Raw genomic sequence first — 14,174 nt, forward strand, 5'->3', positions numbered from 1 at the left:
TCGCGCGCCCGCCGTCGACGTTCAGTCGAGCGGCCAGACCTCGCGGCTTGCTGCCCTTACCGCCTGTGCCGAGTCGAGTGCGAGCAGATCCTGCGCACGCTGGCGACACAGCTGGTAATCGAGACGGCGCACGCGCGCCTTGATGCCCGGCACCGACACCGGATCCACCGACAGTTCGGTCACGCCGAGGCCGACGAGGATCGGCACCGCGAGCGGATCGCCGCCCAGCGTGCCGCACACGCCGACCCACTTGCCATGCTTCGCCGCGCCGCGCACCGCGATGTCGATCAGGCGCAGCACGGCCGGATGCAGGCCGTCGGACTGCGCGGCCAGATCGGCCTGGCAGCGGTCCATCGCGAGCGTGTACTGCGTGAGGTCGTTGGTGCCGATCGACAGGAAATCCGCGTGCTGCGCGAGCTGGTCGGCAAGCAGCGCCGCCGACGGCACCTCGATCATCACGCCGACCTCGATCGGCTCGGTGCGGCCCTGCGCACGCGCGAATTCATCGATGCGCTTGCGCAGCCGCACGAGTTCGCCCGCATCCGTCACCATCGGCAGCAGGATGCGCACCGCGCCGAACGGCCGCACCGCGAGCAGGCCCTGCAACTGATCGTCGAGCAAGTCGGGGCGCACCTGCGCGAGGCGGATGCCGCGCAGGCCGAGCGCCGGGTTCGGTTCGGGCGGCAGCGTCAGGTAGTCGACTTCCTTGTCGGCACCGACGTCGAGCGTGCGGATGATCGCGGTGCGGCCCTGCAGCGCGTCGACGATCGACTGGTAGCTCTGCTGATGCTCGACTGCGCTCGGCGCGGACTGGCGATGGATGAACATCAGCTCGGTGCGCAGCAGGCCGATCGCGTCCGCGCCGTTGTCGACCGCGGTGTTCGCGTCGTCGAGCGTCGCGATGTTCGCGGCGACCTCGATCGCGCGACCGTCGATGGTCGCGGCGGCGGCGCCGGCCATCTGCCGGTTCGCTTCGCGCACGCCGTCCAGACGCTGGCGTTCGTGGCGCGCGCGCTCGACGTCGAGCGCGGTCGGTGCGTGCTCGAGACGGCCCGCGCTCGCATCGACGACGACCTGCGTGCCGTCCGGAATCGCGTACAGCGCGTCGCCGACCGCGACGAGCGCCGGAATGCCGAGCTGGCGCGCGATGATCGCCGCATGCGACGTCGCGCCGCCGCGCGCCATCACGAGCGCGGTCACGCGCTGGCGATCGAGCGACGACAGGTCCGACGGCGTGAATTCCTCGGCGGCGAGCACGGCCTCGTCGGGCAGCGCGCGCGTCGCGCCGCTGGTGTGGCCGAGCGCGCGCAGCACGCGCTTCTCGATGTCGCGCAGGTCGGCCGCGCGCTCGGCGAGCAGCGTGTCGTCGAGCTTCGACAGCGTGTCGATCTGCGCGCGGATCGTCGCGCGCCACGCGAAGCCCGCGCTCTTGCCGAGGCTGATCTGGTCGCGCGCCGCGTCGACCAGCGTCGGGTCCTCGAGCAGCACGCGATGCACCGCGAAGATTCCCGCCTCGCCGACTGCGCCGCGCGCCGACGCGTTGCGCACCGTTTCGTCGAGTTCGGCGTCGACCGCCTTCAGCGCCTGGTCGAGGCGGCGGCTTTCCGACGCGGGTGTGCCGGACGCCTGTTCGGGCGGCACGATTTCCGCATCGTCGAGACGCACGAGCGTGCCGACCGCGATGCCGGGCGCCGCGCATACGCCCGCGAGCGTGTTCGGGTCGAGCGACGCGCCGGTATTGCGCACGACCATCTGCGGCGCCGGCGAACGCAGCCGCGCCGGCTTCTCCTCGACTTCGCCGTGCGCTTCGCGCAGCAGTTCATGTTCGACCGCTTCGACGGCTTGCTGCGCGTGCGCGCCGCGGCCGATCAGTTCGATCGTCGCGCCTTCGCCGGCGCCGAGGCCGAGCAGGCCCACGACGCTCGTGATCGACGCCTTGCGGCCGTCGAACTGCACGTCGACCGTCGCGTCGATGCCGCGCACGGATTCACGCGCCCGTGCGGCCGGGCGTGCATGCAGGCCGCCCGGCTGCGTCAGCACGAGCTCGCGACGCACTTCGTGCATCGCCGCGGCGCCGGCCTGCGCCGCCTGCGCGGCGGCTTCGCCCTTGCCGCGCAGCGTCAGCAGCGGCGTCTCGCCGGCGGTCGCGAAACCGCTCGCGCGCTCGACGACCTCGAACGCGTCGGAGTTCGCGATCGCGATCACCGACACCAGCGAATGCGCGCTGCGCGCGACCGTGTCCTGGTCGAACTCGATCAGCAGGTCGCCCGCCGCGACCCGCGCGCCGGCTTCGACATGCGCGGTGAAACCCTGCCCGTTCAGCTCGACGGTGTCGATGCCGATGTGCAGCAGCACTTCCGCGCCTTGCGGCGTCGTGATGGTCAACGCATGGCCGGTGCGCGCGAGATGCGACACGACGCCGGCGCACGGCGCAACGAGCTTGCCCGCGAGCGGGTCGATGCCGATGCCGTCGCCGAACATCCCGCCGGAGAACACCGGATCGGGCACATCGGCCAGCGCGACGATCGGCCCGGTCAGCGGGGCGTGCAGGACGATCGGATCATGGGTGGAACTCTTCAACTGGGACTCCTCGGCGCGTCTCATCGGCTGTCTCGGCTATCAGTGCGTTTCGGTGACTTTGTTCAGGTGGCGCGGCGTGTCGGGATTGCGGCCGCGCGCGACGGCGAGATCCGCCGCCATCACGTAGAACGAAAGAATGGCGGCGATCGGGTCGAGCGCCGAATGGGCGGACTGCGCCAGCGGCAAGGTCGCGCCGGGCGTGCCGGCAGGCGCCGCGAGCAGCACGGCGGCGCCGCGTGCGCGCATGTCCTGCGCGAGCTGCAGCAGCCCGGCCTGCTCGGGCCCCGGCGGCGCGAACACCAGCAGCGGATAGTCGCGGTCGATCAGCTCCATCGGGCCGTGACGGACTTCGGCGCTCGAGAACGCCTCGGCCTGGATCCCGGAGGTTTCCTTCAGTTTCAGCGCGGCTTCCTGCGCGATCGCAAGACCCAGGCCGCGGCCGATCACGATCATCCGTTCGATGTCGGCGAGCGCGGCGACGGCCGGCGACCAGTCGAGCTGGCCAGCTTGCGCGAGCACGTCGGGCAGGCCGCGCAACGCGGTCACCAGCGCGGCGTCGCGCTGCCAGTACGCGACGATCTGCGCGGACAGCGACAGCATCGCGATATAGCTCTTGGTCGCGGCCACCGACAGCTCGGGGCCGGCCAGCAGCGGCAACTGGTGCTCGCACGCGTCGGCGAGCGGCGACGGCAGCACGTTGACAGCGGCGACGGTGCGCGCGCCGGCTTCGCGCAGCGCGGCCATCGTGTTGACGAGATCGGGGCTCTTGCCCGACTGGGAGAACGCGAGCGCGAGCTGGTCCTGCACCTTCAGCGGCGCCTGCTGCAGCGTCGCGACCGACATCGGCAGCGACGCGACGGGCACGCCGAGGCGGCTCATCGTCAGGCTCGCGAAATAGCTGGCGGCGTGATCCGAGCTGCCGCGCGCGACCGTCAGCGCGACGGCCGGCGGGTGATCGAGCAATTGGCCGGCGAGCGCTTCGACGCGCGTGGTGTCGGCGAGTTGCGCGGCGACGACCTGGGCGGACTCGCGCGCTTCGTTAAGCATATTCGACAATCGATTCTCCTTCGACGTAGGTCGCGGTGAGGTTCAGGTCGCGATCGAACACGACGAGGTCGGCCCATGCGCCGCGCGCGAGGCGGCCGCGATCGGCGATGCCGAGGTAGTCGGCCGCATAGCGCGACATCCGGTTCGACACGTCGGCGATCGGCAAGCCGAGCGACACGAGGTTGCGCAGCGCCTGGTCCATCGTCAGCGTGCTGCCGGCGAGCGTGCCGTCGGCGAGCCGCACGCCGCCGAGGCACTTCGTCACGTGCTGGCTGCCGAGCCGGTATTCGCCGTCGGGCATGCCGGTGGCCGACGTGCTGTCGGTCACGACGTACAGGCGCGGGATCGCGCGCAGCGCCGCACGAATCGCACCGGGGTGCACGTGCAGCAGGTCGGGGATGATTTCCGCGTACTCGGCATGCGCGAGCGCCGCGCCGACGAGGCCCGGATTGCGGTGATGCAGCGGCGACATCGCGTTGAACAGGTGCGTGAAGCCGCATGCGCCGTGCTTGAGCGCGGCGACGGCGTCGTCGTAGGTCGCGAGCGAGTGGCCGAGCTGCACGCGCACGCCGCGCGCGGCCATCTCGCCGATGATCTCGATGTGGCCGGCGATTTCCGGCGCGAGCGTGACGACGCGGATCGGCGCGATCGACAGGTACTTCAGCACTTCGTCGAGCACGGCCGACACGGCCGCGTCCGGCTGCGCGCCGAGCTTGCCGGGATTGATGTACGGCCCTTCGAGGTGCACGCCGAGCACGCGTGCGCCACCCGGCGTGCGGGTGCGCGCGACGCTGCCGAGATTGGCGACGACCTGCATCAGTTCGTCGCGCGGCGCGGTCATCGTCGTCGCGAGCAGGCTCGTCGTGCCGAACTGCGCATGCGTGCGGGCGATCGTCTCGATCGCGTCGCCGCCTTCCATCACGTCGGCGCCGCCGCCGCCGTGCACGTGCAGGTCGATGAAGCCGGGCAGGATGTACGGCGCGTCGTTCTTCGCGGGATCGGCGGGCGTGCCGTCGAGCGTGGTAATGCGGCCGTTCTCGCTATCGAGCGAACCGTGAATCCAGCCGTCGGGGGTAAGGATGTTTCCAGTCAGCATGACGTTTCTCTTGATGATCTGGTGACGCGGACATCCGCGTCGCGATTTGCAAATCCGTTGCGCTTCGTTGCGCTTCGTCGTGTTCGGTCGAACACGACGCGCGGGCAGTCTCGCGCGTCAGCGTTTCAGTTCCGCGACGAAGTCGTAATAGTCGTCGCGGCAATACGTTTCGGTCACTTCGATCGCGCGCTGATCGACGCCGTAGCCGATGCGCGTGATGACCAGCAGCGCCGAGCCCGGCTTCACCGCCATCCACTTCGCGATCTCGTGCGTCGCGTTCGCCGCGCGAAAGTGCTGCAGCGCGCGCACCACGGTCATCCCGCGCGCGTCGAGGTATTCGTACAGCGACGCGCCGAGCGCCTGCGGATCGGGCACCACCGCGGCCGGCAGCGTCGAATGCTCGACGGCCATCACGATGCCGTCCGCGCGGCGCAGCCGTTCGAGCCGCGCGACCGTCGCGCCGGGCGCGAGGCCGAGATGCGTGATCTCGTCGCGGCTCGCGGCGCGCAGCGTGCGCGACAGCCACACCGAATCGGGCACGAAGCCGCGCTGCTGCATCTTCGCGGTGAAGCCGACGAGACGCGACAGCGGATCGGCGACACGCGGCGTGATGAAGCTGCCCGCGCCGCGCGCCCGCTTGATCAGCCCCTGCTCGACCAGCAGCGCGAGCGCACGGCGGGCCGTGATCCGCGACACGCCGACCGACCCCGACAGCAGCCGCTCCGACGGCAGCGCCTCCCCGGCCCGCCACGCGCCGGCGTGAATCGCGCTCGCCAGGTTGCGGGCGAGCTGCAGATACAGCGGCGTGTCGTCGAGGGGATCGGGCGCCAGTTCGGACCAGCCGGTTTCCATGTGCCTCCGGGTGTCGGACGACGATCTCGGACCGTCGAAAGTGAACGCATTATATAACCACCATAATACCAGTCAACGAACTGGTATTAGCGCGGCGAAAATCCGCCGAAGCCTTGCCCGGCAAGCGTTTTAGTAGCGGGAAAGCCTTTGTTTACAACGCGATGCGGGATAGGGATTTACCCGGATTGGTATGCAAGGGGACAGTTCCGGGGCGCGATTCGGCCGGTTTTTGGCGGCGAATATGAGAGCCGGATAGAACCAGTTGAGCCGACTGGTATGCATACTGAGACACGCCCAGGGTGACCGGCGGCGACGCGCCGGGCGACATCAATGGAATTCGCGGCTCGACGTGCGCAGGCCGCCGAGCAGCGGCGTCAGATCCTCGAAATGCTGCGCGACGAGGTGCCTCACGTCGCTGACGACCTGCCATACGCCCGACACCGCGAGCAGCCGCGAATCGAGTGTTTCGCGGCGCTGCCGCGCGAGCAGCTCGGGCCGCACGATCACGTTCACGCACCCCGTTTCGTCCTCGAGCGTCATGAACATCACGCCTTTCGCGGTGCCCGGCATCTGGCGGGCCGTCACGATTCCGCACGCGCGCGCGAGCCGGCCGTCGGAGCGATCGCGCAGCTCGGCCGCGGACGACAGCCGCTGCGCGCGCAACGCGGGCCGCAGCAGTGCGACGGGATGACGGTTCAGCGTGAGGCCGGTGGTGTCGTAGTCGGCGAGGATGTCGTCGGCTTCCGACGGTGCGCCGAGCGCGGGTTTCTCCGGTTCGTCGATCGGCGCGGCCGCGAGCAGGTCGCGTTCGGGAGCCGCGGCGACCGCCTGCCACAACGCATCGCGACGATGGCCGGCGAGCGTCGCGAGCGCGTTCGCGGCGGCAAGCGCCTCGAGATCGCGGCGCTCGAGTTGCGCGCGGCGGGCCAGCACGTCGACGTTGTCGAACGGGCCGGCCGCGCGCGCCGCTTCGATCCGGCGCGCGGCGGCTTCGCCCAGGCCGCGCACGAGCGACAGGCCGAGCCGCACGGCGGGCTGGCCGTCCGGCGGCGGCTGATCGGGCAGCGCTTCGAGCGACGCTTCCCAGTTGCTGAGCGTGACGTCGATCGGCAGGACCTGCACGCCGTGACGCTTCGCGTCCTGCACGAGCTGCGACGGTGGATAGAACCCCATCGGCTGGCTGTTCAGCAGTGCGGCGAGGAAGATCGCCGGTTCGTGGCATTTGAGCCAGCTGCTGGCATAGGCGAGTTTCGCGAAGCTGGCTGCGTGGCTTTCGGGGAAACCGTATTCGCCGAAGCCTTTGATCTGCTCGAAGATCTGTTCGGCGAATTCGCGCGTGTAGCCGCGTTCGAGCATGCCGTCCACGATCTTGTCGTGATACGGGCCGAGATCGCCCCTGCGCTTCCAGGCCGCCATCGCACGACGTAACCGGTCGGCCTCGCCGGGCGTGAAACCGGCTGCGACGATCGCGATCTGCATCACCTGTTCCTGGAAGATCGGAACGCCGAGCGTGCGCTCGAGCACGACCCTGAGCGCATCGCTCGGATAGGTAATCTCCCCTTCCTCTTCGCCCGCCTGGATCCTGCGCCGCTTCAGGTACGGATGCACGGCGCCGCCCTGGATCGGTCCCGGCCGCACGATCGACACCTCGACCACCAGATCGTAATAGTTGCGCGGCTTCAGGCGCGGCAGCATCGACATCTGCGCGCGCGATTCGATCTGGAACACGCCGACCGTATCGGCGCGACAGATCATGTCGTAGGTTGCTTCGTCATCCTGCGGAATGTGCTTCAGCGTGAACGGCTGGCCGTCCTCCTGCGGCCCGCGCCACGCGGTGCGCAGGTCGAAGGCGCGATGCAGCGCCGACAGCATGCCGAGCGCGAGCACGTCCACCTTCATCAGCCCGAGCGCCTCGAGATCGTCCTTGTCCCACTGGATCACGCGCCGCCCGTCCATCGCCGCGTTCTCGACCGGCACGAGCCGCGTGAGCTTGCCGCGGCTGATCACGAAGCCGCCCGAGTGCTGCGACAGATGACGCGGAAAGTTCAGCAATCGGCCGGCCAGCTCGGCCCACGCGCGAATGATCGGCGTGGCGGGATCGAGCCCGGTCGACGCGAATTGCTGCAGCAGGTCGCGACTGCCGTCGAACCAGCGATGCGCCTTCGCGACGCGATCGACCAGCATCGGATCGACACCGAGCGCCTTGCCGGTTTCGCGCAGCACGCCGCGCGGGCGATACGTCGAGACGGCCGCCGCGAGCGCGGCGCGATTGTGTCCGTATTTGTCGTAGATATGCTGGATCACCTCTTCCCGGCGCTGATGCTCGAAGTCGACGTCGATGTCGGGCGGCTCGCCGCGCTCCTCGCTGATGAAGCGCTCGAACAGCATCGTGCTCTGCTCGGGATTCACCTCGGTGATGCCGAGGCAATAACACACGACCGAGTTCGCCGCCGAACCGCGGCCCTGACACAGGATGTTCTGGCTGCGCGCGTATTTGACGATGTCGTAGACGGTCAGGAAGAACGGTTCGTAGCTCAGCCGCGCGATCAGGTCGAGTTCATACCGGATCTGATTCTCGACTTTCTCCGGAATGCCCTGGGGATAACGCGCGGCGGCCCCCGCGAAGGTTTCCTGTTCCAGATGGCGCGTCGGCGTGAGCCCTTTCGGCACGATCTCGTCGGGATACTCGTACTGAAGTGTGTCGAGCTTGAAATCGCACGCATCGAGAATCGCGCAGGTCTCGTCGAGCTCCTCCGGCGAAAACAGCTTCGCAATGCGCCCACGCGCGCGCAGATGCTGTTCCGCATTCGGCGCGAGCGCATACCCGCACTCGGAAACCGGCATCCCGACGCGGATCGCCGTCATCACGTCCTGCAGCGGCTTGCAGGAGCGCCGATGCATCGTCACGTCGCCGAGCGCGACGATGCGCACGCCGCGCCGCTCGCCGGCCGCGCGAATCTCCTCGCGCTGCGCGCCGTCGAGCGGGCGCTGCAGTTGCACGAGCCCGAGTCGCGCCCGCGCGCCGAACGTCGCGCGAAACCAGGCGACCTGCGCATCGAGTACGTCCGCGCGCACCGGATACGTGGGGACGAGAATCGCGAAGCAGTCGGGCATGCCGCGCAAGTGGGCGAACTCCGCGGGCGGCGCCGACAGCATCCTCGACGTCAGCCGGTACGTGCCCTTCGGCGACGCCATGCGCCGCCACGAGATCAGCTCGGACAGGTTGCCGTAGCCCTCGCGGTTCTGCGCGAGCAGCACGAGCCCGAACGCGCCGGGGCCCGGATCGTGGCCGGGGGCGACTTCATCGGGCGTTACTTCGAAGAACGAACCGACGATCAGCGGCAGCCCTTGCGCCTTCGCCGCGACATGCATGCGCGGTGCGCCGGCGAGCGAGCATTCGTCGGTGATCGCGATCCCGCGATAGCCGAGCTCGGCGGCGCGCTCGACCAGTTCCTCCGCATGCGACGCGCCATGCAGGAACGAGAAGTTCGAACGACAGAACAACTCCGCGTAATCGGGCAGCCAACTGAATTCCGCAACCATCGCCGCTCACCCGAACAGGCCGTGCAGGAACCAGTGCGGATCCGCCTGGCTGCTCAACCGTTCCTGAAAGACCCAGTAGCACGCGCCGGCCTCGTCCTGCGCGACGTAGTAATCGCGCGCGACGAGCTGACCGTCGAACCACCCCGCCTCGATCCGCTCGGGCGACGACATCATCCTGAGCGGCGTATGGAACACCGGCCGGTTCGCGCGCATCAGCAGCGGCTGCGGCTCGGCCAGCAGCCACGCGGGACGCGGCGGCGCAGCCGGCAATCCGCCGGCTGGCTTGCCCGCCTGCGCATCGAGCGGCAGCCAGCGGTTCGCCGCTTCGGGCCGGTGATCGGCAACGGGGGCCGCGCGCAGCACGTTCTCCGTGCCGAGCCGCGCGACCAGCAGTTCGAACAGCCGCGCACGCGTCTCTTTCGTGCCGCCCGGCTCGGGAAAGAGATCGTCGGCCGGCGGCGCGACCGATTCGACGCGCGTGGCCGTCAGCCGCACCGCGATCACCGCGGCCGGCAACTCGACGCGCGCGAGCCGCTCGCCGAGCAGCCGCATGAAGTGCGCTTCGTCGCGCACGGGCGCGGCGAACGCGAGTTCGAGCGGCGTCGGCGGTACGGCCTGGCGGCCGCGCTCGTGCTCGAGCTCGAAGGTCATCGCGGCCAGCGACAGCTGCCGCGCGGCCAGCCAGCCGCACAGCTGCACGACGAGCCGCCGCGCGACGAACAGCACGGCTTCCGCGTATTCGACGCGTTCCGCCAATTCGAGCCGCACGTCGAACACGGGCGGCACGGCCATCCACGCGAGCGGCTCGACGGCATCGCCGTACGCGCGATCGAGCGCGGCGAGCAGCGCCGGACCGCAGCGGCGCTGCAGCCCCGCACGCGGCAGGCGGCGCAGATCGGCGAGCGTGCGGCAGCCGAGGCCGTCGAACCAGCCCGCATACGGGCGCGCGTCGGGCAGCAGCACGCACGGCAAACGATCGAGCGCACGGACGAGCGAAGCCGGCCCGGCCACGCGGCGCCGGACCCGCGCACGCGCCGACGTGCGCGCGAGCAGCCACGCGCCGCGCCCGGTCGGCGCGGCGGACAGGCGCGCCGCATAGCCGAGCGCCGCGAGCGTCGCGCGCATCTGGCGGCACAGCGACGGCAGGCCGCCGAACAGGCGCAGGCTCGGGCCGACGTCGACGAGCAGCGTCGCTTCGTCGTCGAGCGCGACGCACGGCGAGAAGCGCAGCAACGCGAGCGCGACCGCGCGCAGCGCATCGGCCTCGCGGGCGGGATCGCGTTCGACGAGCCGCGTGTCGGGCGCGAGCGTCAGCACGCCGCCGCGCTTCATGCCCGCGCGCACGCCGTGCCGGCGCGCGGCCGCATCGGCGATCAGCACGACACCCTGCTCGAGCACCGCGCAGCCGGCCGCACCGGCCTCTGCGTCAGACGGCGGCGGGGCGCACACGTCGAGCGGCAGGCGCGGCAGATGGATGCCGAGCAAGACGCGCATAGCGGCTCTCCACGATGGGCGATGGCAAATCGAGCGTGAGCGGCTCGCTGCGCGCGGGCCCCCGACGCTTGACGATGTCGAGCGACACACCGCCCGGCACCGGATGCAGCGCGACGCGCAGCACGGCCGGCGACGGCTGCCGCGCGGCCGCCAGCGGGCGCAGCATCACGAACAGCGTGTCGCCGGTGCGCGCGGCCGCGAGATGCAGACGCCGCAGCGCGTCGGGCCGCGCGTCCTGCCAGAGCAGCAGCGCACCGCAGCAGCCCGTCTTGAGCGCCTGCTCGGCGGCCCACAACGCATCGGTGCGGCTGCCGGCGCGCAGCCACAGCAGCGCGTCGGACGGCACGCCGAGACCGGCCAGCGCGCTCGCATGCGGCGACTGCGGCGGCGCGACGAGCGCGAGCGGACGCCGTGCGCTGACGGTACGCGCGAGCGCCGGCGCGAGCAGCCGCATCTCGCCGCAGCCCGGCTGCGCGGCCAGCAGTTCGACGAGGCCGCCGACTGGCCAGCCGCCGCCCGGCAGTTCGGCGGACAGCGGCGCGAAGCCCGTGTCGATCGTGCGCGGACCGCCGCGCGCAAGCTGCGAGCCTCGCCAGAGCGACGGATGAAGGGATTCGGGAGAAATGGAGGATGCGAGCATGACGTCACCCACAACTGTATGGATATACAGTATATGGCAATGCGCTCGCGCCGCACAGTACTGGTACGAAACCGGTATTTTCGTCAGAGGAAAAACAGCGGAATCCGACGGCGGTCCGGCACGGTATCGGCGCAACGCGTCAACCGCTCTTGCGGCTTTACGCTATGCTGTCCGCCGACCCCATCCCCCCTCGGAGGGCACATGAAACGGGCGATCCGTGCGATCGCGTGCGCGGCCGCGGCGCTAGTGCTGGTGCTGCCGGGCGCGGCATTCGCGCTGGGCGACGACTACGCGCAGTACGACGACTGCATGCTCAACGCGCTGCGCGAAAGCCGTAACGGCGCGGCGGCCCAGCTGATCCAGCGCTCGTGCGATGCACTGTACCGCAACAACGCGATGCTGCTGCCGCGCGAGCGGCGCTTTCACGAGTGCGTCGTGCAGTCGCTGCCGGGCGTACGCGACAACTACGCGATCCAGCAGATCATGTCGATCTGCTCGCGGCGCGGCGAGATGTGAGCACGCGCTGACCGCCTGGCGCCCGTTGGCCGTCCAGCGGCCACACTGTCAAGTCCTGGAATAGGTTAACAGTATCCAGACGCTAGAGCGCCCGATGCACTGCATCGGGCGTTTTGTATTTCAGGGCGGCATGTGGCCGCTCATGGTTGTAGATGTGTCCCGACTGATCGACCATTTTGGCAGCCTGCTCAAGGTCCGCGGGACGCTGCAGCAGGAACTCCCCCTTGAGGATGCCGTTGACCCGTTCGGCCAGCGCGTTCTGATAGCAATCGTAGCCATCGGTCATCGAACAGCGCAGGCCGTGACGCCGGTGGATGTCCTGATAGTAGGTCGAGCAGTACTGGATCCCGCGATCGGAGTGATGGATCAATGGCTGACAGGTCTGGCGCCTGCGCAACGCCTTCTTCAGTGCCTGACTGACCTGCTCGGTCTGCAGGCTGTCGTGGACGTGATGACCGACGATCTTGCGTGAGAACGCATCCGTGACGAGGCTCAAATATACAAACCGGCCGGCCGTCGGCAGGTACGTGATATCGGCCACCCACACCTGTTCGGGACCAGTGGGTACGATTTGATCCGGCCCGGCTTTCAGCAGATTCGGATGGCGCCGGAAGCGGTGATGGCTATGGGTGGTCTTGTGATACGCCCGGTGCGGCACGACTAGCAGGCGCGCGGCGCGCAACACGTCGAACAGCCCGTCCCGCCCCAGCTTGATGCCGCGCTCGACCAACGTCGGTCCCAGCAGATGATGTAGCTTACGTGTGCCCAGCCTCGGCTGGCGAAGCCGCACGTCGCGCACCAGCGCCGTCACGGTCTCGGCTTGCGAACAGCGGCGTTTCTCGCTGCGACATCGCTTGTAATATGCTTGGCGGCTGATGCCCATGTAGCGGCAGGCTCGCTCCACGCTCAGCTTTTCGATCCGCCTCTGCGCGACGACCTGCCCGAAGGCTTTTTTACGATGATCCCGTAGTCCTTGCGCATCACGTCGAGTACGGCCTCGAACAGCGCGGCTTTCTCCCGCGCTTCTCGCAACTGCGTCTCCAACTCCTTGATGTGCTGCTCCGGCGTGAGGGGCTTTGAGTCTGGCTTTGGCATGGTGGAACCCGATCGCGCACGGCCGGATGGATCGGCCCAATCCTGCAAGCCGTGCTTACGTAACCATACCAGCACGGTCGAGCGTCCCTGGATTCCGTAGCGGCGCTGCGCCTCTCTGTACGTCAGTTCGCCTTTTTCGACCTGCGCGACCACCGACAATTTAAAAGCCAGGCTGTAGTCCCGCTGTGTTCGCTTGATCCCTTGCTCCACTTCGCACCTCTTCGCTTCGGCGAAAAAGTGTCAACCTATTTCAGGACGGGTCACACCAATGAAAAAGGGCCTGTGCGATACAGGCCCTTTCGTTTCAGATTTCAGCGGTCCGACCGCGGTGCGGCGTTCAGAACGACGCGACCATCGAGCCCTTGAACTGCTTCTTGATGAATTCCCGCACTTCCGGCGACTGATACGCCTTGACCAGCTTCTTCACCCACGGCTGGTCCTTGTCCTTCGCGCGCACGGCGATCACGTTCGCGTACGGGCTCGTCAGCGATTCGAGCGCGATCGCGTCCTTGGTCGGCTGCAGGTTGGCGGCGAGCGCGTAGTTCGTGTTGATCACGGCCGCGTCGACGTCCGACAGCACGCGCGGCAGTTGCGCGGCGTCGAGCTCGGAGATCTTCAGCTTCTTCGGGTTCTCGGCGATGTCGAGCACCGTCGCGTTGTTGCCGCCCGTGCCGGCGCCCGCCTTCAGCTTGATCACGCCTTGCGTCTGCAGCAGCAGCAGCGCGCGGTTCTCGTTCGACGGATCGTTCGGCACCGCGAGCTTCGCGCCTTGCGGCAGGTCCTTCAGCGACTTGAACTTCTTCGAGTACACGCCAATCGGCGAGATGTACGTCAGGCCCGCGGTGACGAGCTTGTAGCCGCGCTGCTTCACCTGGCTGTCGAGGTAGGGCTGGTGCTGGAAGCTGTTCGCGTCGAGGTCGCCCGAATCGAGCGCCGCGTTCGGCTGCACGTAGTCGTTGAACTCGACGACCTTCACGTTCAGGCCTTGCTTCTCCTTCGCGACCTTCTGCACGACCTGCCACACTTCGGAATCCGGACCGGCCACCGTGCCGACCTTGATCACCTTGTCTTCGGCGTGCGCACCCGCCGACAGCGTCAGCGCGGCACCGGTGGCCAGCACGGAAAATACCTTCAGGAGACTGCGACGCTTCATCTGTTTCTCGCTTTCTTGCTAACTGAAAATGGGGCGCGATACGGGTATGCCCGGACTCGCAGGAAGGGGCAAATGGTGTCACAGGATCAGCCGGAAGTGAAATACATCCCGCTCATATGGGTATGCACCGCGGCAGTGCCCGCAAGCGTGCGGGCGAC

General features: G+C 68.8%; 10 protein-coding genes. 1 reads left to right on the forward strand and 9 read right to left on the reverse strand.

The genetic code is table 11. The annotated features are described in order from the left end of the window. Positions 1 to 21: 21 nt before the first annotated feature. The 7 genes from ptsP to imuA all read right to left on the reverse strand — a co-directional run bounded on the left by ptsP (position 22) and on the right by imuA (position 11,252). On the reverse strand, positions 22 to 2,604 hold the full coding sequence (gene ptsP / locus SB771_RS06995; protein WP_175662510.1) for a phosphoenolpyruvate--protein phosphotransferase: 2,583 nt from the start codon (positions 2,602 to 2,604) through the stop codon (positions 22 to 24). Between the two features lie 15 nt (positions 2,605 to 2,619). Further along, positions 2,620 to 3,627, reverse strand: a complete 1,008-nt coding sequence (locus SB771_RS07000; RefSeq protein ID WP_043175718.1) for an SIS domain-containing protein — start codon at positions 3,625 to 3,627, stop codon at positions 2,620 to 2,622. After that, complete coding sequence (gene nagA, locus SB771_RS07005) at positions 3,620 to 4,723, reverse strand: N-acetylglucosamine-6-phosphate deacetylase (RefSeq protein ID WP_124656749.1); 1,104 nt, start codon at positions 4,721 to 4,723, stop codon at positions 3,620 to 3,622. The genes SB771_RS07000 and nagA overlap by 8 nt, the downstream gene beginning before the upstream one ends. Positions 4,724 to 4,840: 117 nt before the next feature. After that, the gene (locus tag SB771_RS07010) at positions 4,841 to 5,575 is read right to left on the reverse strand and encodes a GntR family transcriptional regulator (RefSeq protein ID WP_011657990.1); all 735 of its coding nucleotides are present in this window, start codon (positions 5,573 to 5,575) and stop codon (positions 4,841 to 4,843) included. Positions 5,576 to 5,902: 327 nt separating this feature from the next. Further along, on the reverse strand, positions 5,903 to 9,118 hold the full coding sequence (locus SB771_RS07015) for an error-prone DNA polymerase (protein WP_175662509.1): 3,216 nt from the start codon (positions 9,116 to 9,118) through the stop codon (positions 5,903 to 5,905). A gap of 6 nt (positions 9,119 to 9,124) precedes the next feature. Continuing rightward, the gene (locus SB771_RS07020) at positions 9,125 to 10,612 is read right to left on the reverse strand and encodes a Y-family DNA polymerase (protein WP_175662508.1); all 1,488 of its coding nucleotides are present in this window, start codon (positions 10,610 to 10,612) and stop codon (positions 9,125 to 9,127) included. Next, the gene (gene imuA / locus SB771_RS07025; RefSeq protein WP_105832982.1) at positions 10,545 to 11,252 is read right to left on the reverse strand and encodes a translesion DNA synthesis-associated protein ImuA; all 708 of its coding nucleotides are present in this window, start codon (positions 11,250 to 11,252) and stop codon (positions 10,545 to 10,547) included. Before imuA ends, SB771_RS07020 begins: the two co-directional genes overlap by 68 nt. 201 nt (positions 11,253 to 11,453) lie before the next feature. Between imuA and SB771_RS07030 the strand changes: the two genes are divergently transcribed. Next, positions 11,454 to 11,768 carry a VF_A0006 family four-cysteine protein gene (locus tag SB771_RS07030; RefSeq protein ID WP_105832981.1) on the forward strand — a complete coding sequence of 105 codons (315 nt, stop codon included), beginning with the start codon at positions 11,454 to 11,456 and terminating at the stop codon, positions 11,766 to 11,768. Positions 11,769 to 11,850: 82 nt separating this feature from the next. On the opposite strand, the gene SB771_RS07035 is transcribed toward SB771_RS07030, so the two are convergent. Both SB771_RS07035 and SB771_RS07040 read right to left on the reverse strand, forming a co-directional pair. Next, positions 11,851 to 13,073, reverse strand: a protein-coding gene (locus SB771_RS07035; protein ID WP_208446607.1) for an IS3 family transposase whose coding sequence is annotated in 2 segments (ribosomal slippage) — positions 11,851 to 12,705 and positions 12,708 to 13,073 — 1,221 coding nt in all. Because the reading frame shifts where the segments join, the coding sequence is not laid out codon by codon here. A gap of 127 nt (positions 13,074 to 13,200) precedes the next feature. Further along, positions 13,201 to 14,016 carry a MetQ/NlpA family ABC transporter substrate-binding protein gene (locus tag SB771_RS07040; protein ID WP_011657995.1) on the reverse strand — a complete coding sequence of 272 codons (816 nt, stop codon included), beginning with the start codon at positions 14,014 to 14,016 and terminating at the stop codon, positions 13,201 to 13,203. Between the last annotated feature and the right edge of the window lie 158 nt (positions 14,017 to 14,174).

This window comes from Burkholderia sp. SIMBA_051, from assembly GCF_046534915.1.
Classification (GTDB): domain Bacteria; phylum Pseudomonadota; class Gammaproteobacteria; order Burkholderiales; family Burkholderiaceae; genus Burkholderia; species Burkholderia ambifaria.